Origin of the sequence: Streptacidiphilus sp. BW17, from assembly GCF_041262485.1 — a bacterium.
Taxonomy (GTDB): domain Bacteria; phylum Actinomycetota; class Actinomycetes; order Streptomycetales; family Streptomycetaceae; genus Streptacidiphilus.
In genome coordinates, this window is the sequence record NZ_JBGCCR010000010.1 from 116,101 (window position 1) to 137,786 (window position 21,686).

General features: G+C 71.7%; 19 protein-coding genes. 9 read left to right on the forward strand and 10 right to left on the reverse strand.

The window, feature by feature from the left end; translation table 11 throughout:
* Window positions 1-10 precede the first annotated feature (10 nt).
* From ABH940_RS15070 to ABH940_RS15080, 3 genes are read right to left on the reverse strand one after another with little or no spacing between them, the layout of a single operon-like run.
* Complete coding sequence (locus tag ABH940_RS15070; protein ID WP_370105447.1) at window positions 11-1,126, reverse strand: ABC transporter ATP-binding protein; 1,116 nt, start codon at window positions 1,124-1,126, stop codon at window positions 11-13.
* Complete coding sequence (locus ABH940_RS15075) at window positions 1,123-2,721, reverse strand: ABC transporter permease (protein WP_370105448.1); 1,599 nt, start codon at window positions 2,719-2,721, stop codon at window positions 1,123-1,125. Before ABH940_RS15075 ends, ABH940_RS15070 begins: the two co-directional genes overlap by 4 nt.
* Window positions 2,718-3,764 carry an iron ABC transporter substrate-binding protein gene (locus ABH940_RS15080; protein ID WP_370068089.1) on the reverse strand — a complete coding sequence of 349 codons (1,047 nt, stop codon included), beginning with the start codon at window positions 3,762-3,764 and terminating at the stop codon, window positions 2,718-2,720. Before ABH940_RS15080 ends, ABH940_RS15075 begins: the two co-directional genes overlap by 4 nt.
* A 432-nt stretch (window positions 3,765-4,196) precedes the next feature.
* Here ABH940_RS15080 and ABH940_RS15085 point away from each other — a divergent pair, with 432 nt between their 5' ends.
* Window positions 4,197-5,621, forward strand: a complete 1,425-nt coding sequence (locus ABH940_RS15085) for a recombinase family protein (RefSeq protein WP_370068091.1) — start codon at window positions 4,197-4,199, stop codon at window positions 5,619-5,621.
* 317 nt (window positions 5,622-5,938) lie between these two features.
* Complete coding sequence (locus tag ABH940_RS15090) at window positions 5,939-7,984, forward strand: putative Ig domain-containing protein (protein WP_370068331.1); 2,046 nt, start codon at window positions 5,939-5,941, stop codon at window positions 7,982-7,984.
* Between the two features lie 135 nt (window positions 7,985-8,119).
* On the opposite strand, the gene ABH940_RS15095 is transcribed toward ABH940_RS15090, so the two are convergent.
* Window positions 8,120-8,710 carry an HD family hydrolase gene (locus tag ABH940_RS15095; RefSeq protein ID WP_370068093.1) on the reverse strand — a complete coding sequence of 197 codons (591 nt, stop codon included), beginning with the start codon at window positions 8,708-8,710 and terminating at the stop codon, window positions 8,120-8,122.
* 21 nt (window positions 8,711-8,731) lie between these two features.
* Window positions 8,732-9,844, reverse strand: coding sequence for a transcriptional regulator (locus ABH940_RS15100; protein ID WP_370105449.1), 1,113 nt, complete (start codon window positions 9,842-9,844; stop codon window positions 8,732-8,734).
* Between the two features lie 169 nt (window positions 9,845-10,013).
* Here ABH940_RS15100 and ABH940_RS15105 point away from each other — a divergent pair, with 169 nt between their 5' ends.
* Window positions 10,014-10,445, forward strand: coding sequence for an ATP-binding protein (locus ABH940_RS15105; RefSeq protein WP_370105450.1), 432 nt, complete (start codon window positions 10,014-10,016; stop codon window positions 10,443-10,445).
* Window positions 10,446-10,551: 106 nt separating this feature from the next.
* Here ABH940_RS15105 and ABH940_RS15110 read toward each other — a convergent pair whose 3' ends face one another.
* Complete coding sequence (locus tag ABH940_RS15110; protein ID WP_370105451.1) at window positions 10,552-11,730, reverse strand: acyl-CoA dehydrogenase family protein; 1,179 nt, start codon at window positions 11,728-11,730, stop codon at window positions 10,552-10,554.
* Window positions 11,731-11,896: 166 nt separating this feature from the next.
* Here ABH940_RS15110 and ABH940_RS15115 point away from each other — a divergent pair, with 166 nt between their 5' ends.
* The 4 genes from ABH940_RS15115 to ABH940_RS15130 all read left to right on the forward strand — a co-directional run bounded on the left by ABH940_RS15115 (window position 11,897) and on the right by ABH940_RS15130 (window position 16,731).
* Window positions 11,897-13,555 (forward strand): FAD-binding dehydrogenase, encoded by a 1,659-nt coding sequence (locus ABH940_RS15115; RefSeq protein WP_370105452.1) that lies wholly within the window; start codon window positions 11,897-11,899, stop codon window positions 13,553-13,555.
* An 80-nt stretch (window positions 13,556-13,635) separates the two neighbouring features.
* Complete coding sequence (locus ABH940_RS15120; RefSeq protein ID WP_370105453.1) at window positions 13,636-14,751, forward strand: 2-dehydropantoate 2-reductase; 1,116 nt, start codon at window positions 13,636-13,638, stop codon at window positions 14,749-14,751.
* Window positions 14,752-15,300: 549 nt separating this feature from the next.
* Window positions 15,301-16,116, forward strand: coding sequence for a hypothetical protein (locus ABH940_RS15125; protein ID WP_370105454.1), 816 nt, complete (start codon window positions 15,301-15,303; stop codon window positions 16,114-16,116).
* A gap of 81 nt (window positions 16,117-16,197) precedes the next feature.
* Window positions 16,198-16,731 carry a PTS-dependent dihydroxyacetone kinase phosphotransferase subunit DhaM gene (locus ABH940_RS15130; protein ID WP_370105455.1) on the forward strand — a complete coding sequence of 178 codons (534 nt, stop codon included), beginning with the start codon at window positions 16,198-16,200 and terminating at the stop codon, window positions 16,729-16,731.
* A 20-nt stretch (window positions 16,732-16,751) separates the two neighbouring features.
* On the opposite strand, the gene ABH940_RS15135 is transcribed toward ABH940_RS15130, so the two are convergent.
* Window positions 16,752-17,783, reverse strand: a complete 1,032-nt coding sequence (locus ABH940_RS15135; protein ID WP_370105456.1) for an NAD-dependent epimerase/dehydratase family protein — start codon at window positions 17,781-17,783, stop codon at window positions 16,752-16,754.
* Window positions 17,780-18,304: an NUDIX domain-containing protein gene (locus ABH940_RS15140; protein WP_370068111.1), complete on the reverse strand. Its 525-nt coding sequence runs from the start codon at window positions 18,302-18,304 to the stop codon at window positions 17,780-17,782. Before ABH940_RS15140 ends, ABH940_RS15135 begins: the two co-directional genes overlap by 4 nt.
* A gap of 152 nt (window positions 18,305-18,456) precedes the next feature.
* Between ABH940_RS15140 and ABH940_RS15145 the strand changes: the two genes are divergently transcribed.
* Window positions 18,457-19,548, forward strand: coding sequence for an O-antigen ligase family protein (locus ABH940_RS15145; RefSeq protein WP_370105457.1), 1,092 nt, complete (start codon window positions 18,457-18,459; stop codon window positions 19,546-19,548).
* 86 nt (window positions 19,549-19,634) lie between these two features.
* Here the strand turns inward: ABH940_RS15145 and ABH940_RS15150 are convergent, their stop codons facing one another.
* Complete coding sequence (locus ABH940_RS15150; protein ID WP_370068115.1) at window positions 19,635-20,339, reverse strand: TetR/AcrR family transcriptional regulator; 705 nt, start codon at window positions 20,337-20,339, stop codon at window positions 19,635-19,637.
* 219 nt (window positions 20,340-20,558) lie between these two features.
* Here ABH940_RS15150 and ABH940_RS15155 point away from each other — a divergent pair, with 219 nt between their 5' ends.
* On the forward strand, window positions 20,559-20,981 hold the full coding sequence (locus tag ABH940_RS15155) for a nitroreductase family deazaflavin-dependent oxidoreductase (protein ID WP_370068333.1): 423 nt from the start codon (window positions 20,559-20,561) through the stop codon (window positions 20,979-20,981).
* Between the two features lie 109 nt (window positions 20,982-21,090).
* Here the strand turns inward: ABH940_RS15155 and ABH940_RS15160 are convergent, their stop codons facing one another.
* Window positions 21,091-21,663, reverse strand: coding sequence for a nucleosidase (locus tag ABH940_RS15160; RefSeq protein ID WP_370068117.1), 573 nt, complete (start codon window positions 21,661-21,663; stop codon window positions 21,091-21,093).
* Window positions 21,664-21,686: the final 23 nt, after the last annotated feature.

Sequence of the window (21,686 nt, forward strand, 5' to 3'; positions counted from 1 at the left end):
TGACTGATCGTCAGTGCGCCTTCGCCACGGTGCGCTCGGGCACCGTCTCGGTCTCAGGTGCGGGGGCCGCAGCCGCCTCTCCAGCCGGGCTCAGTGCGTGCGCCGCACCGACGACCGTGACGCCGACGGAGCTGCCGGGCCCGGGAGGGGTGGTGTCGGTGTAGGCGACGAGCCGCTCCTGCCGCCCGTCCTCCCCCGCGCAGCTGAGCTCGACGCGGTGGTCGTGGCCGCGGAAGTGCACGGCGGTGACCGTGGCGCGCATGCCTTCGTCCCCGAGGCGCAGCTGCCTCGGCCGAAGCAACACGGTCCCGCTGCCGGACGAGGTCAGCGCCTCGGTCATGAGCAGCGGCTCGCTCAGCGGCAGCGCGCCGAGACCCGTCCGCGCCTCGCCGTCGGCGCAAACGGCGGGGAGCAGGTTGGCCTCGCCGAGGGCGCGGGCGACGTGGGTGTCGACCGGGCGGTGGAAGAGCGTGTCCGGGGCGTCGGCCTGGGTGATCCGACCGTCGCGCATGACGGCGACAATGTCGGCGAAGGCCAGTGCCTCGTCGACGTCGTGGGTGACCAGGACGGCGGTGGCCCCGGCGCTGCGCAGGGCCGCCGCGACCTCCGCGCGCAGCTCGATGCGGAGTTGGGCGTCGAGTGCGGAGAAGGGCTCGTCGAGCAGCAGCAGGTCGGGGCGGGGCGCGAGCGCGCGGGCGAGTGCCACGCGCTGCTGCTGGCCGCCGGAGAGCTGGTGCGGGTGCCGGTCGCCGAGGCCGCCCAGCCCGACCAGGTCGAGCAGTTCCGCCACTCGGACCTTGCGCTCGGCGCGCGGCAGTCCGAAGCCGATGTTGCCCGCCGCTGTCAGATGTGGGAAGAGCGCGCCGTCCTGGGGGACGTAACCGATCCGGCGCTGCTCGGCGCGGACCCGGGCCCGTCCGTCGTCCAGCACCCGGCCACCGACCGCGACGGTCCCGGACGCGGCGGCGTGGAAGCCGGCCACGATCCGCAGCAGGGTGCTCTTGCCGCAACCGGACGGGCCGAGCACGGCGGCCAGTTCGCCGTCGCCGACGGTGAGGTCCAGGCCGGTCAGCACGTCAGCCCGCCCGTGCCGCGCGTGCAGATCAGTGACGGTCAAGCCGCTCATCGCGCAGCCTCTTTCGCGGTTCGGGCCCCACCGAGGGTGCGGCGGGTCAGCAGGAGCACGGCGGGTACGGAGAGCGCGGTCATCACGGCCGCGTAGGGTGCGGCGGCGCCCCAGGCCAGTCCGGTGGTGTAGGTCCAGAACTGGGTGGCCAGGGTGTCCGTGCCGGTGGGCCGCAGCAGCAGCGTCGCCGTCAGTTCGGTGCTGGCGGTGAGCGCGACCATGGCGAAGGCCGCGCCGAGGCCGGGCAGGATCAGCGGCAGCGTCACCCGGGCCAGGACCGCCAGCGGCGCGGTGCCGAGCGAGCGGGCCACGTCCTCGACACCGTGCGGCACCTGCGCCAGCGAGGAGCGGACCGCCGTCAGCGCGAGCGGGAAGAAGAGCGCCACGTACCCGGCGACCAGCAGCGGGGGCTGCTCGTAGAACGGCTGGGCGTAGCGGATGGCGAAGAAGACGACCGCCAGCGCGACCGCGATCCCGGGCAACGCGCGGGTGAGGTAGGCGGTCTGCTCGACGGCCCGCGCCAGGCGGGTGTCGCGCCGCCAGGCGTAGAGCGCGACCGGGACCGCGGCGACGGTGGCGATGGCCGCGGCGGCCAGCGCGTAGCCGAGCGTGGTCGCGGTGAGGGACCAGATCGAGGCCGAGGGCAGCGTGGTGGAACCGCCCTTGACCAGCCAGTAGCCGAGCGCGTAGACGGGCACGCCGACCGCGACGCCGACCAGGGCCGCCATCGCCAGCAACGCCAGCGGCTTCGCGCCTGCCAGCGCGACGGGTGTGGCGGGGCGGGTCGCGTTGCCCTCGCGGACCACCCGGCCGCGCTGCCGTCCGATCCGGTTCTGCAGCAGCACCACGACCAGCGCGAGCGCGATCAGGATCAGCGAGAGGACGGAGGCCGAGACCGTGTCGAAGGCGGTCTCGAACTGGGTGTAGATGGCGGTGGCGAAGGTGTCGTACCGCAGCATCGCGAACGCGCCGTACTCGCCGAGCAGGTAGAGCGCGACCAGCAACGCGCCGCCGGCCAGGGCCGGGCGGGTCTGCGGCAGGGTGACCCGCCAGAGCACGGTCAGCCGGCCCTTGCCCAGGCTGCGGGCGACCTCCTCCGCACTGGCGTCGCTGCGGCGCAGCACGGCGGCGACGGGCAGGAAGACCAGCGGGTAGAGCGAGGAGGTCATCACCAGCGCCGCGCCCCAGAGTCCCTGGACGGACGGGAAGAGCGAGACCCAGCAGTAGCCGTGGACGAACTCGGGGATCGCCAGTGGCATCGCGACCAGCACCGTCCAGGTCCGCCGCAGCGGCAGGTCGGTGCGTTCGACCAGCCAGGCCGCGCCGAAGCCCAGCACCAGGGCGCCGACGGTGACGATCGCGGTCAGCACGGCGGTGTGCCAGAAGAGGGTGGCGATCAGCGGGCGGCCGAGCAGGCGCTGGACGGTGCCCCAGCCCGACTGGGACGCCTCCAGCGCGACGAACACCAGCGGGCTGGCGACCAGGAGCGTCACCACGATCGCCACCAGGGCGAGAACGCCGGAACCCGCCGTCCGGATCCGCCGCGGGGGACGCGGCGGACGGACGGCGGGTGACGGGGTGGACGTGAGCGTCACGAGAGCAGGCCCAGGCTCTGCATGAGCTGGATCGCCTGGGAGCCGTCGCCGAGTTGGGCGGCGGAGTCGACCGGGCCTGCCTGCTGCAGGGTCCGGGCGAGGCGGGTGTCGGTCACGCCGGGGAGCAGCGGGTACTCGTAGCTCTCGGAGGTGGCGATGATCTGCTGGGCGGGCTTGCTCACCAGGTAGGTGAGGAAGGCCTGGGCCGCCGCCTGGTGGTGACTGGACGCCAGCACGCCCGCGCCGGAGACGTCGACCAGCGAGCCGGGGTCGCCGGGGGCGAAGTAGGCCAGGGCGCTGTGGATGCTGGACGCGCCCTGCTCGTCGCGGAGCCGGTACCAGTAGTAGTGGTCGATGACGCCGCCCGCGACCTCACCCCGGTTCACGGCCGCGACCAGGTCCTCGTTGGAGTCGTAGACCTTCCCGTTGGCCTTGAGTGCCTTGAGCCACGACGTGGTGGCGGCCAGGCCCTTCATCTGGATCATGCGGGTGACGATCGGGGTGAAGTCGGTCTCGGACGGTGCGATGCCGAGCTTGCCCTGCCAGAACGCCGAGGCGAGGGCGGTGACCGAGGTCGGGGCCTGGGCGGCGGTCAACTTGCCGGTGTTGTAGACGAACACCGCCGAGCGCGCGGAGAGGCCGACCCAGTCGCCCTTGGCCGAACTGTCCGCGGCGGGCACGGCGCCGAGCGTCGAGGCGTCGACCTTGGCCAGGCTGCCCTTCTCCTCCAGGGTGGTGAGCGTGGGCGGGTTCTCCGAGACGAAGACGTCGGCCGGGGAGGCGGCGCCCTCGACCAGCAACTGCTGTGCCAGCTCGGCCTCGTCGCCGGAGCGCAGCTGCACCTTGACGCCGGTGTGCGCGGTGAAGCCCTTCACCAGGGCGTCCATGGTCTGCTCGTGCTGCCCGCTGTAGACGGTGATCGTCTGCCCTGCCAGGGAGCCGCCGGAGGCCGAGGAGGACACCGAGGACGCGCCCGAGCTGCCGCAGGCGCTCAGGGAGAGCACGCAGAGGCCCGCGAGGGACGTGACGGCAGTCGTGAACACCGACCGCTTCATGGACCGAACACCGACGAACACCGCACAACCTCCGACATGGGAAGAAGCACCTGGGCCGCCAGTGGGCGCGGTCCAGGCTGCCGCTCGGGCCGGGGCACACCCTCGCACCGACCCAGTAGGCAAGGCTTACCTTAGTTGCCGCCCGGGCAATCGCTACCCGCACCCCACCCTCCCCATGCGCGAGGCCGTGGCACTATGTCCGTTCTAGCCGCATTTATTCCGGCTTTTCCTGTGCCGGTGTGACCATTTCGTAACCCACACTCCCCACTTGCGAAGCGCGCCTGCCACATCGGGAGAAGCTGTGAAATGCAACGATGGCGTTGACTCAGAAGAAACTCAGAGGAACGATCGGTTCCACCGTGGACGCACCGAGTAGACGTCCACAGGTCTCGGAATCTTTCGCACGACTCTGGGGGGGACATGGGAGGCGGCGGCTCCGCCCAGGCCGGGGAGGCCGCGGTGTACTGCCGCGTGGCGCACCGGCGTTCGCCCCGACAGGCGGGCGTGGACCAGCGCGAGGCTCGGTGCCGTGAGTTGGCGGACCGTCATGGCGTCCACGTCGCACCCTGGCGCGTCTTCATCGACCCTCTGGCGACGAGCTGGACGCGCACCGGCCGACGCCCCGGCTGGGACGCACTGCTCCGGGACCTGGCGGCCGGCCCGGTGACACACGTCGTGCTTGCCGGGATCGACGAGCTCGAACGGTTCCGCCCCTGGGACCTGGCCGCACTGTTGACCCTCGCCGAGCGGCGCGGACTGACCCTGCTGGACCCCGAGCAGCCGGCGGACCTCAACGCGCCCGGCGCCCGCAGCGCACTCCGGGAACGGACGCAGGAACAGTGCCGCCGCCGGGAGGGCGCCTCCGGAACGACCCGGACCGCACAGTCCCAGGCCGCCGCCGAGGGACGGCCGCACGGCGGCGGACGCCGGGCCTTCGGCTACACGCAGGCCGGATACGAGCTCGTCCCGGACGAGGCGGCCGTCGTCGCCCGGATCTACCACTGGTACCTGACGGACCGTTCACTGTCCTGGATCGCCCGCGAGCTCACCACCGCACGCATATCCACCGCCGCCGGGGGACGGTGGACATCCACCAAGGTCGCGCGGATCATCGACGCCCCCCGGTACGCCGCGCTCCAGGTCCAGCAGGGCGAGGCGCTTCGCGACGAAGGCGGCGCATACGTGCCGGGACACTGGGAGCCGTGCGTCAGCCTCTCCCAGTGGGAGGCAGCCCAGGAGCTGCGCCGCCACGCGCAGTTCGCCACCCGCGCCGAACGCCGCCCGGAGCGGCACTACCGCCTGACCGGCCTGGTGCGCTGCGGTCGCTGCGGTCGGCGGATGGTCGGGGAGACCAAGAACGGCTACCCCATGTACGGGTGCATCGGCCGCAGCACCAGCGAGAGCGAACCCTGCCACCGCTACGTCAGCGCGACCCGGCTGGAGGAACTGGTCGACGAGCGCGTCCTGTTCGTCCTGGAGAACACGCGACTGTCCGGAGGGACGCCGCCCGTCGCGGTACTCGATCCGAAGACCGCGGAGGGCCGCGACCACGACCAGGCCAGGCTCGCCGAACTGCCGTCGCCCCAGTCCCACACGAGCCGCGAGCACGCGGCACTCGCGGCCCGGATCCGCGAGGAGAACCGCATGGTGGCGGTGCGCGTTCCGGACGCCGTCGACCCGGAGTTGACGGGCCGTCACGCACGCCGGAACTGGCGCCGGTTGTCCGCCTCGCGGCGTGACGACGTCCGCCGCTTCCTGATCGCGCACATCGACATCGGCCCGGTGACGGGCCCGCGCAGCGTGTTCGACCCCGCTCGCGTGCTGATCCTCCGGCATCCCGACTGAGGTCCAACACCCGGAAATCCCAAGGCCCTTACCAGGAACTTCTCAGTTTCTTCTCAGGCATCCATCAGTTCAGAGGGTTTCCAGAAGTTTTCCGCCCGATCCTCTGTTCAGTGTGTACGCGTCAGCCCTACTCTCACGTAGCAGCAAGACCACCACGATGCAGGGTGTCAACTGGCGATCGAACCGTCTCGCCAGGTGCCCCGACGTGTCGTCAGCACATGCACTGCGTTTCCTGATCCGGAATGGCACTGTGTTCTGACGTTGCGTCAGTTCTGCGTGCCTTCCCCTCGTCCCTCAGGGAGGGTGGGTTGCGTCCCCTGCGTACCCCCAGAATCGCGCGCCGTACCAGCGCGCTCGGCCGCACCGTGGCCGCGTCCGTCACCGCCGTCACCGTCGGCTTCTTCGGCCTCGCGGCGATCACGCCCGCGCAGGCGGCGACCGCCGCGCCTGCCGCGTCCGCGAGCAGCTCCGTCACGATCCACCGCCAGTGCCCGCAGGAGCCCGTGGGCTACTCGAGTTGCCTGGCGCTCAAGCGCACCGACGTCCATCCGCAGGCCTCACACGCGAACGCCTCGCCGCTGGCGACGGTGTCCGGCTACGGCCCCACCGACCTGCGGTCGGCCTACAACCTCGCCTCGGCGGCCGCGTCCAAGGGCAGCGGAGAGACCGTCGCGCTGATCGACGCCTTCGACTACCCGAGCGCGCAGAGCGACCTGGACATCTACCGCAGCCAGTACGGGCTGCCCGCCTGCGACAGCGGCTGCTTCACCAAGCTCAACCAGAACGGGCAGGCCAGCCCGCTGCCCTCACCCGCCCCGTCCAGCGACGACTGGACGGGTGAGGAGGCCCTCGACATCGACATGGTCTCGGCGATCTGCCCCAACTGCCACATCGACCTGGTCGAGGCCAACTCCGACAGCAACGACGACCTCGGTGCGGCGGTGAACGCGGCCGTCAACGCCGGGGCGAAGTTCGTCTCCAACAGCTACGGCGGCAGCGAGTCCTCCACCGACTCGACCTACGACACCGAGTACTACGACCACCCCGGTGTCGCGGTGACCGTCTCCTCCGGTGACAGCGGCTACGGCGTCGAGTACCCGGCCGCCTCGCAGTACGTCACCGCCGTCGGCGGCACCTCGCTGTCCACCGCCTCCAACTCGCGCGGCTGGACCGAGTCCGTCTGGTCCACCTCCTCGACCGAGGGCGCCGGGTCCGGCTGCTCGGCCGACGACCCCAAGCCCAGCTGGCAGACCGACACAGGCTGCTCCAAGCGCACCGTCGCCGACGTGTCCGCGGTCGCCGACCCAGCCACCGGCGTCGCCGTCTACGACACCTACAACAACAACGGCGGGTGGAACGTCTACGGCGGCACCTCCGTCGCCTCCCCGATCATCGCCTCCGTCTACGCCCTCGCCGGCAACCCGGGGGCGAGCGACTACCCGGCGAAGTACCCGTACCAGCACACCTCTTCGCTCAACGACGTCACCACCGGCTCCACGGCCAGCTGCTCCCCGGCGTACCTGTGCACCGCCGAGGCCGGCTACGACGGCCCGACCGGCTGGGGTACCCCGAACGGCACCGCCGCCTTCCAGAGCGGCTCGTCGACCGGCAACACGGTCTCGGTGACGAACCCGGGCAGCCAGACGTCGACGGTCGGCACCGCCGCGTCGCTGCAGATCAGCGGCTCCGACTCGGGTGGTGCGAGCCTGAGTTACAGCGCGACCGGGCTTCCGGCGGGTCTGTCGATCTCATCCTCGGGTCTGATCTCCGGCACCCCGACCACCGCCGGTACCTTCAACGTCACGGTCACCGCCACCGACAGCACCGGCGCATCCGGCACCACCTCCTTCAGCTGGACCGTCAGCTCCACCACCGGTGGCGGCGGCTGCGCCAACCCGGGCCAGAAGCTGGGCAACCCCGGCTTCGAGACCGGCGCAGCCACGCCGTGGACCATGACGGCGGGCGTGCTGAACAACGACACCGTCTCCGAGCCCGCCCACTCCGGCAACTGGGACGCGTGGCTGGACGGTTACGGCGCCGCCCACACAGACACCCTCGCCCAGACGGTTGCCGTCCCGTCCGGCTGCAGTGCCGCCTTCTCCTTCTGGCTGCACGTCGACACCGGCAAGACCAGCACCACCGCCGTCGACACACTCAAGGTCCAGGCCCTCAACAGCTCCGGCACCGTGCTCAGCACGCTGGGGACCTACTCCAACCTGAACGCGAGCAGCGGGTACAACCAGTACTCGTTCAACCTCACCAGCTACGCCGGGCAGACCGTCACCCTGAAGTTCACCGGCGTGGAGAAGTCCGGGGCGCAGACCAGCTTCGTGGTCGACGACACGGCACTCAACGCCTCCTGACCCGAAGCACCGGCGTCACCCGCACCATCGGCACCACCGGCACCACCTGAGCAACGGGGCCTCCTGCCACAGGGCAGGGGGCCCCAGCAGTTTCTGACCGCAACGTTGACGGCAACCCGGGCTGACGGCTGCGGCTTACTGGTTGGTGGGGGTCTCGCCGAGGGCGGTGCGGAGCCAGTCGAGGGAGTCGGTGGCGAGTAGGGCGTCGGCGAGGGCGATACCGGTTTTGGTGGTGAGGCGGGCGCGACTGTTGTCGATCCAGCGTTGGGCGTTGGCGTGGCCCTGAGCGCGGTACTCGATGCCCTGGAGGAGGCATTCGAGCTTGTCGGCGTCGCGGGCGCACGACGCTTCAGGTGATTCCTTGTCTTCGTACTCGGCGACGACGGAGCAGATGGCGTTGGCCAGGGGTTCGGGCATGCCGAGGGTCTGGTCGGCGGTGACGGCGCGGGGGTCGGCTTGGCCGGAGTACTTACGGCCGAGGTAGTTGACGTCTCCGGTGCGTGATTCCTGGGAGTCGTGCCAGACCGCAAGGAGGGCCGCTTTGGCGGGGTCGGCGCCTTCAAGTTGGGCGATGACGGAGGCGATGAGGGAAGTGCGCCACGAGTGTTCGGCGACGCTTTCGGGGTCGCGGACTCCGGCCATCCACCAGCCGGTGCGGCGGGCCTGCTTGAGGGTGCCGGCCTCGAAGAGGAAGTGAGCCACCGCGGTCAGATCGTCGTCGGCCATGTGCTGCCTTCCCTGGGGCGGTCAGCCGGCTGCCAGGCGGACCGCATATCGGATCGCATCGAGTTCCCGGCGGGACCGCGCCGAGACCTGGGCTCCATCCAACAGGATCTCCAGGCGCTCGCGTAGCAGCGCGGTGCTGCTGGCCGGGTCACCGAGGAGGCCGGGTCGGGCGGCGATCAGCGCCCAGAGGGTGTGGATGTAGAGGTCGAGGTAGCCGTAGCCAGGGGTCAGTCGCTCCGTCAGGTGGCAGAGGAGCTGGTGTCCAGCCCAGGTGCCCGCGACGGGCTCGGCGATGAAGTCGTCAGTGAGCTGAAGGGTGCGAGTCTCGCCGACCCAGTAGGCCCAGTAGTTGAGGTTCGCGGCCTCACCGGTCTCGTCGTTGACCAGGGTGTGTTCGATGAAGTGCCCCATCCGGTCACGGTCGCCGTGGCGGGCGGCGACGGAGGCCAGGGAGCGGGAGGTGAGCCAGCTGTGCAACCAGCTCTGCACACGCTGGTCCTGCTGATGATCGAGCCAAGCAGTGGCATCGGGGGCGCGGTCGTACCCACACAGGTACAGGGCCTGACGGCGGAGCAGGAACTGCCCGGGTGCCTGCGCGTGTTCGGCGGTGCGGCGCATCTGTGCGAAGAAGTACCGGCGTTCGTCGTGGGTGAGTTCTGGCCCTGCGGGCACCGGGCCGCGCCGGGGACGCTGGGCGGTGGCAGCGTTCAGGGGTTGAGGGGCGCGGCCGGTCAGGGGCCAGGCGAGGAGGTCCATCAGGTCGCGTTGCATGACCCAGGCCCCCAGCGGGCTACTGGCGGGATCGGTGTCGGGGTCCATGACGCTGGCGAAGAGGACATCAGCCTCCAGGGCTCGGTCCAGGGCCGCAAGGAGTTGGGGTGGTGCGCCGAGGTGCAGGAGGCGGTGGCGGTGCAGCAGCATCTGGCCGACCGGGATGGCCGTGAGTGGTCGGCGTCCGGTCTCCCAGCCGGCGAGGGTGTCCGAGGAGACACGGAACTGCTCGGCGAGATCCTCACGACTCAGGGCCAGGTGTTCGCGAATCAGGCGCAGAACGTAGCCGGAGACCAGCCCACCGCGGCGGGGCGAGGGGTAACCCTGACTGGGGGTCAGGGTTTCGCGCGGGTCTGTTGCCATGGCTGCGTCCCTTGGGGGTTCGGGAGCTGCTGCTACTGGTACGGGCGGTCACTGCCTGCGGTTCCACCTGGTCCGTACCGTCGAACCGAGTGATTTCAGCCAGCAACCCAGCGTAGTTGAGGGGTGGGCCGTGCGGACCCGAAGTGTTGATGTCCAGCCGGATGAGTGGATGCCGGAGACTGCGGATGCCCGAGTGACATCGGGTAGTTACTGGCTGCCGTGCACCAGGAGATCGCCGGGGCGGGCGCGTCAGGCGCTGCGAGAGTTCCTGTCCGGCGCCGGCGACGAGCGGTTCTCTGCGGCAGGCGAGCTTGTGGTGAGTGAGCTGGTCACGAACGCGGTGGCCCATGCCCGCCTGCCGGGGCGACTGATCTGGGTGCGCTTCGAGCTGGGCGCCGAGGAGCTGCGGATCGAGGTCCATGACCCGGGAAGGGGGCGACCGGTGGTCCAGCAGGCGGCGGAGGGCGACGAGAGTGGGCGGGGGTTGTGGCTGGTCGAGTGCCTGGCCGCGCGGTGGGGCTGCTGCCCACGCACGGGTGGCATCGGGAAAATCGTGTGGGCGATCGTCCTGCCGCCTGTTGTGGGCGAGGAAGAGGACTGAGCCCCACCAGTGGCTCAGGAGGCCATCGGTGGGGCTCAGTCCGTCCATGTGACCAGGTCTCAACTATCCTCATTAGGCGACAAATACGGTGCCGAGTCACACGAGTTCAGCGCCGCACGCGCGGCATGCCGAGGCCGATCCAGCTGATGATCTCGCGCTGGATCTCGTTGTTGCCGCCGCCGAAGGTGAAGATGACCGCGCTGCGGTAGCCGCGTTCCAGGTTGCTGCGCAGGACCTCGCCCGCCGAGCCCTCCTTGAGCGGGCCCGCCGCGCCGACGATCTCCAGCAGCCAGGCGTAGGCGTCGCGGCGGGCCTCGCTGCCGTAGACCTTGACGGCCGAGGCGTCCTGCGGGGTCAGCACGTTGCGGTGGACGGCGTCCACCATCTGCCAGTTGAGCAGCTTGACCGCGTCGAGGCGGCTGTGGGTGCGGGAGAGGCGCTGGCGGACCCAGGGTAGGTCGATGACCCGCTTGCCGCCCGCGAGTTCGGTCTCGCGGGCCCACTGCTGGACCTCGGCAAGGGCGCGGTTGGCCATGGTGGCGTGGGCGGCCAGGGTCACCCGCTCGTGGTTGAGCTGGTTGGTGATCAGCCGCCAGCCGGCGTTCTCCTCGCCGACGCGCATCGAGACCGGGACGCGGATGTCCTGGTAGTAGCTGGCCGTGGTGTCGTGCCCGGCCAGCGTACGGATGACGGTGGTGGTGTAGCCCGGGTCGGTGGTGTCGACCATCAGCATGGTGATGCCCTTGTGCGGCGGGGCGTCCGGGTCGGTGCGGGTGGCCAGCCAGACCCAGTCGGCGGTGTCGCCGTTGGTGGTCCAGATCTTCTGCCCGTTGACGACGTACTCGTCGCCCTCGCGGACCGCGCGGGTCTTCAGCGCGGCCAGGTCGGTGCCCGCGTCCGGTTCGGAGTAGCCGATGGCGATGTCGATCTCACCGGCCAGGATCTTCGGCAGGAAGAAGGACTTCTGCTGCTCGGTGCCGAACTTCATGATCGACGGACCGACCGTGTTCAGCGCCATGATCGGCAGCGGGACGCCCGCCTGCGCGGCCTCGTCGAAGAAGATGAACTGCTCGAACGCGCTCAGCCCGCGCCCGCCGTACTCGACCGGCCAGCCCACGCCGAGCCAGCCGTCGGCGCCGAGGCGGCGGTTGGTGTCCCGGTAGAACCTCTTCTGCTGCCGGGGGTCGTTGAGTCGGCCGTGCGCCTCGGGCGGCATCAGGTCGGCGAAGTAGGCACGCAGTTCGGCGCGGAGCCGCTGCTGCTCCGGCGTGTGGTCCAGGTGCACGACACTCTCCCTCTGCGGTCACGGCTCACGGCACGTTCGCTGCACGGCGCAGACTAGAACGTGTTCCACAAACTCGGAAGAGTCGCGGCAGCCGACTCGCCGGTAGGGTGCAGGCCAACAGACGGATCTCCGCCGCAGGAACAGCGCAGCAGCGAGGAGCACCACCGTGGACGCGGACGTCATCGTCGTCGGGGCCGGACTGGCCGGGCTGACGGCCACCTGCGAGCTGGTCGCCGCGGGGCGCCGGGTACTGCTGGTCGACCAGGAGAACCAGGCCAACCTGGGCGGTCAGGCGTTCTGGTCCTTCGGCGGACTCTTCCTGGTCGACTCCCCCGAGCAGCGCCGGATGGGCGTCCGCGACTCCCTCGAACTGGCCTGGCAGGACTGGCAGGGCACGGCCGGTTTCGACCGCGAGGACGAGGACTCCTGGGCGCGCCGCTGGGCCCGCGCCTACGTCGAGTTCGCCGCCGGGGAGAAGCGCGCCTGGCTGCGCGAGCGCGGCGTGAAGATGTTCCCGGTCGTCGGCTGGGCGGAACGCGGCGGCTACGACGCGCTCGGCCACGGCAACTCCGTGCCGCGTTTCCACATCACCTGGGGCACCGGGCCCGGAGTCGTCGAACCCTTCGTCCGACGTGTCCAGGACGCCGCCGCGAGCGGGCTGGTGACCTTCGCCTTCCGGCACCAGGTCGACGAGCTGCTGACCGGCGCGAGCGGCGTCGAGGGGGTGCGCGGCACGGTCCTCGCGCCCAGCGCGACGGCGCGCGGCGAGGCGTCCAACCGCGACGCGGTCGGCGAGTTCGAGTACCGGGCCGAGTCGGTGATCGTCACCTCCGGCGGCATCGGCGCCAACCACGACCTGGTCCGCGCCAACTGGCCCGAACGGCTGGGCACTCCGCCCGCGCACATGCTGACGGGCGTGCCCGCGTACGTCGACGGACGGATGCTCGCGATCAGCGAGGCGGCGGGCGCACGACTGGTCAACCGCGACCGGATGTGGCACTACGTCGAGGGCATCACCAACTACGCCCCGATCTGGCCGGGCCACGGCATCCGGATCCTGCCCGGTCCCTCCTCGCTCTGGCTGGACGCGACCGGCAGCCGGCTTCCGGTGCCGCTCTTCCCCGGCTTCGACACCCTCGGCACACTGGCGCACCTGCGCACGACCGGGCACGACCACTCGTGGTTCGTGCTGACCCAGAAGATCATCGAGAAGGAGTTCGCGCTCTCGGGGTCCGAGCAGAACCCCGACCTGACCAGCAAGGACCTGCGCCAGGTGCTGGCCGCCCGGCTCGGCGGCGGCGCGCCCGCGCCGGTCGAGGCGTTCAAGCGGCAGGGCGCCGACTTCGTCGTGGCGGACAACCTCGCCGACCTGGTCCAGGGCATGAACCGGCTGACCGACGAGCCGCTGCTCTCCTTCGAGGCGATCCAGCGTCAGGTCGTGGCCCGGGACCGGGAGATCGACAACGCCTTCACCAAGGACCTGCAGATCGCGGCGCTCCGCTCGGCCCGCGCCTACCGGGGCGACCGGCTGATCCGCGTCGCCCGCCCGCACCGCCTGCTCGACCCCAAGGCCGGACCGCTGATCGCGGTCAAGCTGCACGTGCTGACGCGCAAGACGCTCGGCGGCCTGCAGACCGATCTGGAGAGCCGGGTGCTGGGCGTGGACGGCGCGCCGATCCCCGGCCTGTACGCGGCGGGTGAGGTCGCGGGCTTCGGCGGCGGCGGGATGCACGGGTACCGCGCGCTGGAAGGCACCTTCCTGGGCGGCTGCCTCTTCTCCGGACGGGCGGCGGGCCGCGCGGCAGCGGAGGCGGTCCGGTCATGACGGACGACGCGACGCAGCCGGGACGATCCGAGGGCACCCGGTCCGACAACACGAGGTTCGAAGAGACGGAGAAGGAGACCATGACAGACGGGACGACGGGCACGGGCCACACGGCGCGCGGCGCGACCGGCGGCGTGGTCGACGGCCCGCTGCGCGTCGCGGTCATGGGCGCGGGCAGCATCGGCTGCCACCTGGGCGGGAGCCTCAGCACCGTGGACGGCGTCGAGGTGACCCTAATCGGCCGCCCGGCGGCCATGGCGCTCCTCGCCGAACGCGGGCTCACCCTGACCAGCTCCCGCCGCCCGCCGCGCCGGGTCGCCGCCGACGCGTTCCGCACGGCGACCGACGCGAGCGCCGCCGCCGGGGCGGACGTGGTGCTGATGACCGTCAAGTCCGACGGAACCCGCGAGGCCGCACGGCAGTTGGCACCGCACCTGGCTGCGCATCCAACCCGGGGCACGGTCGTGGTCAGCTTCCAGAACGGCCTGCGCAACGCCGACGTGCTGCGCGAGGAGCTGCCGGAGCAGACGGTACTGACCGGGATGGTCCCCTACAACATCCTCCAGACCGAACCCGGCAGCTTCCACCAGGGCACCGGCGGCGCGCTGATGTTGGACGACACACCGGCAGGCAGTCCGCTGGTCGGCGCCCTGACGCTGGCCGGGCTGCACGTCCAGCCGCGTGCCGACATGCGCGAGGTGCAGTACGCCAAGCTGCTGATGAATCTCAACAACGCAGTCAACGCGCTCTCCGGCATCCCGCTGCGCGCGGAGCTCAGCGAGCGCGCCTACCGCGCGTGTCTGGCCCTGGCCCAGACCGAGGCGCTGGCCGCCTTTCGTGCGGCCGGGATCCGTCCGGCCCAACTGGGCGCGGTGCGGCCATCGCTGACGCCGGTTCTGCTGCGGCTGCCGGACGCCCTGTTCACCCGGGCCGCCGCCAAGATGCTGGCCATCGACGAGAAGGCGCGCTCCTCGATGTGGGAGGACCTGCAGCGCGGCCGACCGACCGAGGTCGACTCCCTGCAGGGCGAGGTCGTCGCGCTGGCCGATCAGCACGGGCTGACCGCACCGGCGAACGCGCGCCTGGCGGCCCTGGTCCACGAGGCCGAGGGCGCCCCTGCGGGGCAGGCCCGCACCTGGTCCGGTCCTGAGTTGCTGGCAGAGTTGAGGGCTGCGACGACCAGCTGCACTACCTAGGCGCGCGGGGAACTGCGCGAGTACCACCCGGTGCGGATGACACTGCTCGTTCAGCGACCCACCGCACAGGGTGGTTACTCGCGCAGTTCCCCGCGCCCCGAGAGTGGAACCATCTGCTGGAGCAACGTCGGCCCCCCCGCACGGCGGGCAGCGCCGCTACGAGCGCAGTGCGCGGGAGGATCCGCGCGCCCATCACCAGCCCGAGCCCGCTGCCGCCGCCCCCTGCGGCGAGCACGGCGAAGGAAATGGCGAGTGACGCCATCTGGGTTCCGGTCTGCGAGGCCACCTGTGCGTACAGGTAATTCCGGAAATCGCGGCCGAGCGAGTCGCCGTCAGGGCCGGACGAACGCAGACGCCGGCCCTGACGGCCGCCGATGCCAAGTGCCATGACGTCGAGAATGCGACACCACGGCGGGCCCACTCAAGGCCTTTCCCTGTTTTTCCCGAGAAATCTCGCCTATTCTTTCCCGAAGCATGATATGCCGCAGTAAATACCTGTATTTACTGCGGCAGCGAATACCCGTGACGAAAGAGACGGAAGAGGGGACGATGGCTGCCCAGCCGGTCGAGTTCGCCGTCGCCGTCGAGCGCTACCTCGCGAGCGCGCCGCTGACGGAGTCGTCCCGCCGCGTCTACCGGATCGCGTTGACGCGCTGGGCGTGGACGCTGGTGGGTGAGGCCCCACCCAGTGGCGCGGACCGGCGCGGCGCACGACCTCCGGTCGTGCTGCTCTCCGCGCTGGACGATCCGGGGCAGGCCGCGCGCGTGGAAGCCGCCCTCGCGGCACGGAACCCGCGGACGCGGCAGCGTGAACTGTCCACCCTGCGCAGCGCAGTGACGTGGTGGCGCGCCCAGGGCTGGCTCGACGCCGGGCCTTTGCCGGAACCGCACGGCGCGGCCGTCGCGCCTGCCGCCCCGAAGGCCGAGCCGAGACCGACACTGACGGATGGTCAACTCAACGCCGTGCTGGGCCTCCGCGCCACTCTGCGCGACCAGGCGCTCTGGCACCTGCTCCACGACAGCGGCGGCAGCGCCGAGCACGTCCTGGCGCTCGACATCGGCGACCTGGACCGCCCCCACCGCCGCACGCACGTCCGCGCCCACGTCCGCGCCCACCGAGGTGGCCTGCCGCAGCTGCACTGGGGCGAGGCGACCGGTCGCCTGCTCTCCCTGCTGCTGATCAGCCGCACCTCCGGGCCGGTCTTCCTGACCCAACGGCGCGCCCCGGCCGCCACGCCGACGGAGGACCGCTGCCCGCTGACCGGCCGCGGACGCCTGTCCTACCGCCGCGCCGCCGAGCTCTTCGCCGAGGCCACCCGTCCACTCGACCTCTCCGGACGCGGCTGGACACTGCACCAGCTGTAGCACCGGAGCCCCGCCACCTGTGTCATCCCGGCAGAACCCGCCCCCGCGTCCTACGCTGATCGCCGGAGGTGGAGCGTGAACGTGAGCGCCGGGCCGGATCAGCCGCCCGACAGGGCGAACGCCGATGTCCTGCCCCTGCACCCGGCCGCCCGGGACGACGCGGACGCGGACGCGCGGGCTCCCCTCCGGATGCTTCCGCCCGCCGAGTACGACCGGGTCGGGCTCGTGCTGGTCTCGCACAGCCGCGCGCTGGCCCAGGCAACGCTGAACCTCGCGGTCGGACTGCTGACCGGCACCGCGCCGGCACCGGTCGCAGCGGTCGGCCGCGACGCCGAGGCCGTGGTCGCGGCCACGCGACAGGTCGACGAGGGCGTGGGCGTGGCGCTGCTCTGCGATCTGGAGGAGACTGCGCACGAGTTGGTCGTCCTGCTGGAGCGGGCGGAGGAGCTCGCACTACCGTTCCCGATCCGGTTCTGCGACGCGCCGTTGGTCGAGGGTGCGGTTCCCGCCGTCGCGACGGCGGCGGCCGGCGGCGACCTGGCGGCGGTGGTCGAGGCGGCCGAGGACGCCTACCGGGTCCGCAAGACCAACGACCACCACCGCCCTCCGATCTGACCTCAGACCTCCTCGGGCGCTCACGCCGTACCAGGGGCTGACGCGGCGTCACCGTCGAGTCCGGCCAGGAACGTCGCCTCATGGGCCGGATCGAGGCCGACCGCCGAGCTCCCCGGCCGCTTCGGGGCCGACCCGCCGACCGACTGCAGCCAGGCCCAGGTGTCGGCGACCGTCTCGGCGACCGGGCGCAGCCGCAGCCCGGCGGCGAGCGCCTTACGGACGTCGGTGCCGTGCATGGTCGCGTGGTCCTCGCCGGGCTCGATCCAGATCGGCAGCTCGGTCCAGCCCTCGATACCTGCGGCCAGGATCGTCTCCGGGTCGGTCCAGCGCAGCCGCGCCTCCGAACCGGTGACGCGGCGACAGCTCTCCAGCAGCTCACCCATGGTGGTGAAGCCGGGCGGGGCGATCAGGTTGTACGCGCCGCCCAGACCCGCGGCCAACCCGTCGAGCAGGAAAGCCGCCAGGTCCCGCGCGTCGATGTACTGGAGCGGGAGGTCACGCGGACCAGGCGCGAGGACGGTGCCGCCGCGCGCGATCCGGTCCAGCCACCAGGTGAGTCGGCCGACGTTCTCGCGCGGGCCGAGGATCAGTCCGGCCCGGCCCAGCAGCGCCCGCTCGCCGAACGCGTCCAGGACGGCCAGCTCGCCGCCGCGCTTCGCCTCCGGGTAGGGCGCCACCGCCGCGTCCGGCGAGACGTCGACGAGCGGCCAACTCTCGTCACTGCCCGCCGGATTCGGGTAGGTGTAGACGGAGCCGCTGGAGACGTAGGCGTAGCGGTCGGCTCGCTCCGCCAGCACCTGCACCGCGTCGCGGACCGCGACGGGCGCGGCCGACCAGGTGTCGACGACCGCGTCCCAGCGCTCGCCGTCCGCCAGCTCCTCCAGCGCGGCCAGACCACCCGGCGCGAGCCGGTCGCCGCGCAGCTCCCGGGCGCCGTCCGGCGGCCGGTGCGTCCCGCGGTGGAAGACCGTCACCTCCCAACCACGGGCCAGCGCGTCGTCGGTGACGGCACGGCCGACGAACTCGGTACCGCCGAGGATCAGAAGTCTCATGCCCCCGACCCTGCGTCGTGATCGTCCGCCGCGCCATGGGTGCTCGCTTTCAGCGAAAACCGGGTGCGCTCCTCGTCCTCGAGCGCCCAGGCCAGGTGCTGACGCTGGTGCGCTCCGACCTCGGCGGGCAGCTCGTCCACCGCGAACCAGCGGACAGCGAGCGACTCGTCGTCGTTGACCCGCGCCTCGCCGCTGAGCACCCGGCAGCGGAAGGTGAGGTTCAGGTACTGCACCTGGTCGCCGTTCGGATAGACCGCGGGCGGATCGACGCCGACGCCGGCCAGCCGCTCCGGCAGGACCCGCAGGCCGACCTCCTCCCACGCCTCCCGCACCGCGGCGTCCGCGGGCTCCTCCCCCGGTTCGACGATCCCCGCGACCAGCGCCCAACGTCGGTTGTCCGAGCGGTGGGTGAGCAGCACCCGGCCCTCCCCGTCGAGGATCACGGCGGTGACGCCGGTCATCCAGAGCGGACCATGGCCGATGTGCGCGCGTAGCTCGCGTACGAACTCAGGTACTGGCATGGCGCCAGCCTAGATCGTGGCGCCCGCTCGGCCCGGGATCTCACCGGCGGCCGAACGTTCGAACAACTCCGTGCAGCGAGGGCACATTCGGCCAATCGCGGGGCTACCGTGGAGCCGCCGGGCAGCACACAGTCGTGCGAGGGGGGACGCCGATGGCGCACACCGGCGTGCCCGGCAGCGGATCTGCGGCGTGGAGCGCCGACGGGGAGGTCGCGGGCGGAGCAAGGCGGGGCGCCCCGGGCCCTCGCGGCGGGACCGCGTGCGACGTGGCCGGGGTGCTGCTGCTGGCCGCCTGTGCGTGCTGGGCCGTCTACAGCTCCAGCGGGCGGGACGCGCAGCCGGAGGGGACCCTGCTGGGTCTGCTGGCGATCGCTGCCGGTTACGCGACCGGCCGGATCGCGGGCGCGGTGCTGCCGGTCGGGGCGCCACTCGTCGCTGCCGGCTCGGCCGCCGCGCTCGCCCCCTGGACGGGTGCGCACCTGCACAACGACGACGCCCTGGCCGCGCTGCTCGCCCTGGCCGTCGGCGCGGCCTGCTGCGCCGGCTACGCGGCCCAGGCGCACGGCCTGCGCTGGGCCGCGCGCGGCTGCGGCGCGTTGGCGGCGCTGCTGGTGGCCGAGTCGCTGACCACGGACTCGATGCTGGGACCGATCGCCTGCGGCGGCACGCTCGTGGTCGCGGTCGCGGTGCACCGCGTGCGCCGACGTGTCCCGGCCCTGGCGCTGCTCTCCCTCTGCGTCCTGCTGACGCTGGGCGCGACCGTGCTGCTGGCACAGCACAGCGGAGCCACCGTCACCGGCCCGTCGCCACTCGCCGACGGGCCGGTGACGCAGGTCTCGGCGCAGCGCCTCGCGCTGTGGCGGGACGCGGTAGAGGAGTTCGACCAGCAGCCGTTGCGCGGCGTGGGTCCCGGCCGGTTCACCGACGTCAGCCCGACGGCGCTGGAGTCGACGGAACCGACCGGCGCCTCCTCGTCCGCGCTGCAGACCGCGGCCGAACAGGGCCTGCCCGGACTACTGTTGCTGGGCGCGGCCTTCGGCTGGACGCTGTGGACGCTGGCGCGTTCCCCGCGACCCACGGCGGCGGTGCTCAGTGCCGCCGGGGCGATGGCCGCGCTGGGCGTGCAGGCCTCCGTCGCCTCGGTGCTGAGCGTGGCCTGGGTGGTGGTCGGCGGCGGCCTGCTGCTGGGGATGACCGCCGCGCGTCCCATGCCTCGCGTCCAGCGGGAACACGGTCCCGGCTGACCGACGCCGACCGGCACTGACATGCTGACCGACGCTGACTGGCCGTCACGAACCAGCACTGCTGTAGGTTCGGACCGGTTGGCACCCTACGAACCGTCAGGAAGCCCGAGGAAGTCGGCCATCGTGTCGACGGTGTGGGCGAAGAAGCCGTCCGCGGGCTCAACCGTCCCGACCAGATGGCCAAAGAGCTCGAAGCCGATCATGCCGAAGAGCTGGGTCCAGGCCACCAGCGCCCGGCTGACCACGACCGGGGTGAGCTCCGGCGCGACCTCCGCCCCCAGTGCCGCGACCTGCTCGGCGAAGACGCCCTCCAGCGGGCGGGCGGCGGCCGCCGGTTCGATGCGGTCCGCGGCTCCGCGCAGCACCGAGATTATGGCCAGCGAGACCCGCGACGCCGGGGCCACCGTGTCGGCCGGGGCCGCATAGCCGGGGACCGGGGTGCCGTAGAGCAGCGCGTACTCGTGCGGGTGCGCCACGGCCCAGGCGCGGACGCTGTGGCAGAGCGCGCGCCAGCGGGCCCGGTCGTCGTTCGCCGGAGCCGTCGCGACCGCGTGCTCGGCGCGTTCGCCGAGCGCGTTGTAGGCGTCCACGATCAGCGCGGTGAGCAGTTCGTCGCGGCTCGGGAAGTACCGGTACAGCGCGGACGAGGCCATGCCCAGCTCACGGGCGACGGCGCGCAGGGACAGGCGCTGCGCACCCTCCTCCGCGAGCTGACGTCGGGCCTCCTGCTTGATCTCGCGGGTCAGCTCCTCGCGGGCTCTCTCTCGAGCGGTACGGATCACTGTCGGCATGTCGAACAGGATGCCACAGACAAGAGCAGCGAACCTAGATGCATGCAACAGACTGTTTCGAGAGCACTGCTCTTGACAGAGCGCACCGATCGCGCAATAGTCGAGACATAACGCGAGAGCAGTGCTCTCGCAAAGGACATCAGCTGTGCCAGGGCCGAAGGAGCAGGCAAGATGAGCCAGAGCGCATCCACCCGACTGATCACCCCGCAGGGCCCGGTCATGGTCACCATCGACCGGATCACCCGCCAGCTCATGATCTGGCTGACCCAGGCGGGCATCAGCGTCCTCGACTCCCGCATCCTGGCCGTCCGCGGCCGGAAGAGCGGCGAGTGGCGCACCACCCCCGTCAACCTGCTCACCCTGGACGGCGAGCGCTACCTCGTCGCGCCGCGCGGCCACACCCAGTGGGTCCGCAACATGCGCGCCGTCGGCGGCGGCGAGCTGCGCCTGGGCAAGAAGGCCGAGGCCTTCACCGCGGCCGAGGTCCCGGACGAGGAGAAGCCGGCCATCCTCCGCGAGTACCTGCGGCGCTGGGCCTGGGAGGTCGGCTACTTCTTCGGCGACGTCAAGGCCGACTCCCCGCAGGAGGACATCGAGCGCATCGCCCCCGGATTCCCGGTCTTCCGGATCACCGCCGCGTGAGAGCGCCGAGACAGCACCCACGGAAGTCCCCGCAGCACTGAGCCCGCCGCCTGCCGACCGCAGGCCGCGGGCTCAGGTGCGCTGTTCCCCTGTTCAGCAACTCAGCAACTCAGCCGAGGTTCTCGCCCACCCAGCGGGCCAGCTCCTGCGCGCAGCCGTCGACGGCTTCCTTCCAGCTCTGCGCCGCGCCCTCGCCCGCCTCGTCGCTGACGTGCTTCACCAGCCGCACCGGCAGCCCGGCCTGACGTACCGCCGAGGCGACGGCGTAACCCTCCATGTCGACCAGGTCCGCCCGCTCGGCCAGCCGCATGCGCGCGTCCTCGTCCGCGACGAAGAGGTCTCCGGTGGCGAGGACCGGCCCCCGGCCGCTGAGGCCGATGGGCAGCCCGAAGTTGACCCCGGTCAGGCCCGCAAGCACTTCGGAGTCGAGGTCGTGCTGGAGCACCGCGCTCACCTCGTGCGTCCCGGCCAGGCCCGGCTTCAGCGCCCCGGCCGTGCCCAGGTTGACCACAGACGTCGGACGCGGGCCGCGGGCCAGCACCGCAGCCACCGCCATGGCCGCGTTCACCTTGCCCATCCCGGTCAACAGCACCGGAAGGTCGGTGGAGAGGTGGGCCGCTTCCTCCGCGACAGCGATGACAAGAAGCGGACGGGTCGGGTCAAGATCTCCGATGAGGCGCATGGAGCCATGCTAACCAGCCGGGA

Excerpts from the sequence above, each read along its gene's own strand:
- ABH940_RS15070 (WP_370105447.1), bottom strand. The coding sequence starts at position 1,126 with ATGAGCGGCTTGACCGTCACTGATCTGCACGCGCGGCACGGGCGGGCT.
- ABH940_RS15085 (WP_370068091.1), top strand. The coding sequence starts at position 4,197 with ATGGGAGGCGGCGGCTCCGCCCAGGCCGGGGAGGCCGCGGTGTACTGC.
- ABH940_RS15095 (WP_370068093.1), bottom strand. The coding sequence starts at position 8,710 with ATGGCCGACGACGATCTGACCGCGGTGGCTCACTTCCTCTTCGAGGCC.
- ABH940_RS15100 (WP_370105449.1), bottom strand. The coding sequence starts at position 9,844 with ATGGCAACAGACCCGCGCGAAACCCTGACCCCCAGTCAGGGTTACCCC.
- ABH940_RS15105 (WP_370105450.1), top strand. The coding sequence starts at position 10,014 with ATGCCGGAGACTGCGGATGCCCGAGTGACATCGGGTAGTTACTGGCTG.
- ABH940_RS15120 (WP_370105453.1), top strand. The coding sequence starts at position 13,636 with ATGACAGACGGGACGACGGGCACGGGCCACACGGCGCGCGGCGCGACC.
- ABH940_RS15125 (WP_370105454.1), top strand. The coding sequence starts at position 15,301 with ATGGCTGCCCAGCCGGTCGAGTTCGCCGTCGCCGTCGAGCGCTACCTC.
- ABH940_RS15135 (WP_370105456.1), bottom strand. The coding sequence starts at position 17,783 with ATGAGACTTCTGATCCTCGGCGGTACCGAGTTCGTCGGCCGTGCCGTC.
- ABH940_RS15140 (WP_370068111.1), bottom strand. The coding sequence starts at position 18,304 with ATGCCAGTACCTGAGTTCGTACGCGAGCTACGCGCGCACATCGGCCAT.
- ABH940_RS15145 (WP_370105457.1), top strand. The coding sequence starts at position 18,457 with ATGGCGCACACCGGCGTGCCCGGCAGCGGATCTGCGGCGTGGAGCGCC.
- ABH940_RS15150 (WP_370068115.1), bottom strand. The coding sequence starts at position 20,339 with ATGCCGACAGTGATCCGTACCGCTCGAGAGAGAGCCCGCGAGGAGCTG.
- ABH940_RS15155 (WP_370068333.1), top strand. The coding sequence starts at position 20,559 with ATGGTCACCATCGACCGGATCACCCGCCAGCTCATGATCTGGCTGACC.
- ABH940_RS15160 (WP_370068117.1), bottom strand. The coding sequence starts at position 21,663 with ATGCGCCTCATCGGAGATCTTGACCCGACCCGTCCGCTTCTTGTCATC.